The sequence below is a fragment of the Aliihoeflea sp. 2WW genome (assembly GCF_000497755.1).
GTDB lineage: Bacteria > Pseudomonadota > Alphaproteobacteria > Rhizobiales > Rhizobiaceae > Aliihoeflea.
Genome location: NZ_AYOD01000032.1, coordinates 1 through 1,688, shown reverse-complemented (window position 1 = coordinate 1,688; position 1,688 = coordinate 1). Strand labels below are relative to the sequence as shown.

The following is a 1,688-nucleotide window of genomic DNA, read 5'->3' as shown; positions in this document are numbered from 1 at the left end:
CTCCCTCCCCCTTGTGGGGAGGGATAAAGGGTGGGGGTCCCCTTCGCAAAAACCAACGTCCCCTCCCCAAAACCCATCACAACCCCAACCCCGGCAACACATCCCCGACGCTCGCATTCAGCGCCCCCGAACCCACCAGCCCAGCAGCCGCCTCCAGATCCCCCGCCATATACCGATCCACCTCCAGCCCCGCGATAACCCCGCGCACCGCCCCATGCGCCGCCTGCAGTGCCGCGCTCGTCTTCAACGGCGCACGAAAGTCCAATCCCTGCGCCGCCGTCACCGCCTCGATGCCGACGATCGCCGCCAGATTGTCGGTCATCGCCAGCAGCCGCCGCGCGCCGTGACACGCCATCGACACATGGTCTTCCTGATTGGCCGAGGTCGGCGTCGAATCCACCGAGGCCGGATGTGCCATCTGCTTGTTTTCGCTCATTAAGGCGGCCGAGGTCACCTCGGCGATCATCAGGCCCGAGTTCAGCCCCGGCTTCGCCGCCAGGAACGCCGGCAGGCCGAAGGACAGCGCCGGGTCGACCAGCAGCGCAATCCGCCGCTGCGCGATCGCGCCGATCTCGCAGATGGCGAGCGCGATCTGGTCGGCCGCGAACGCCACCGGCTCGGCATGAAAATTCCCGCCCGAAAGCACCTGTCCGTCGGAAAGCACCAACGGGTTGTCGGTCACGGCATTCGCCTCGATCACCAGCGTCCGCGCCGCCTGCCGCAAAATGTCGAGGCAGGCGCCGTCGACCTGCGGCTGGCAGCGGATGCAATAGGGGTCCTGCACCCGCTCGTCGCCTTCGCGATGGCTTTCGCGGATTTCCGAGCCGTCGAGCAGCGCCCACAGCGCCGCCGCGGTGTCGATCTGCCCCTGATGCCCGCGCAACGCGTGGATTTCAGGATGGAACGGCGCCGACGAGCCCATCGCCGCGTCGGTCGAAAGCGCGCCGGCCACCAGCGCCGCATTCGCCGCCCGATGCGCCTTGAACAGGCCCGCCAGCGCCAGTGCGGTCGAGACCTGCGTGCCGTTGATCAGCGCCAGCCCTTCCTTGGCGGCGAGCGTGATCGGCGCCAGACCAGCCCGCTCCAGCGCCGCCCGTCCGGCCATTCGTTCGCCGGCAAAATAAGCCTCGCCCTCGCCGATCATCACCGCCGTCATATGCGCCAGCGGCGCCAGATCGCCTGAGGCTCCGACCGACCCCTTCTCGGGGATCACCGGCACCACGCCTGTCTCCAGCATGGCCTCGATCAATTCCACGGTCGACGGCTTCACCCCCGAAGCGCCGCGCCCCAGCGAGGCGAGCTTCAGCGCCATCACCAGCCGCACGATCTCCGGCGCCAGGGGCACGCCGACTCCGCAGCAATGCGACAAGATGAGATTGCGCTGCAGCCTCGCCACGTCCCCCGCCGCGATCTTCACCGAAGCAAGCTTCCCGAAGCCGGTATTGATCCCATAAACCGCCGCCTCGCCCTTGGCGATCCGATCGATGATTTCGGAAGCGCGCAGGATCGCGGGCCGGCACGCCGCATCGAGCCTGGCCGCTTGTCCGTCCCAGTAGATCGCCTGGAGCTGGTCGAGCGTGACATGACCGGGAGTAAGGATGAGGGTCATGGACGGGCTCCGATCCAAAGCGGATAGCGAGCCACCCCCCTCTGTCCTGCCGGACATCTCCCCCTCAAGGGGGGAGATC

The 1,688-nt window shown here is 67.7% G+C and carries 1 protein-coding gene; it reads right to left on the bottom strand.

From position 1 onward, the window contains the following. Nucleotides 1-76: 76 nt before the first annotated feature. Nucleotides 77-1,609: a histidine ammonia-lyase gene (gene hutH, locus ALII_RS0113845; RefSeq protein ID WP_024587904.1), complete on the bottom strand. Its 1,533-nt coding sequence runs from the start codon at nucleotides 1,607-1,609 to the stop codon at nucleotides 77-79. Nucleotides 1,610-1,688: the final 79 nt, after the last annotated feature.

Coding starts and splice junctions, on each gene's coding strand:
- hutH (WP_024587904.1), bottom strand. CDS start 1,609: ATGACCCTCATCCTTACTCCCGGTCATGTCACGCTCGACCAGCTCCAG.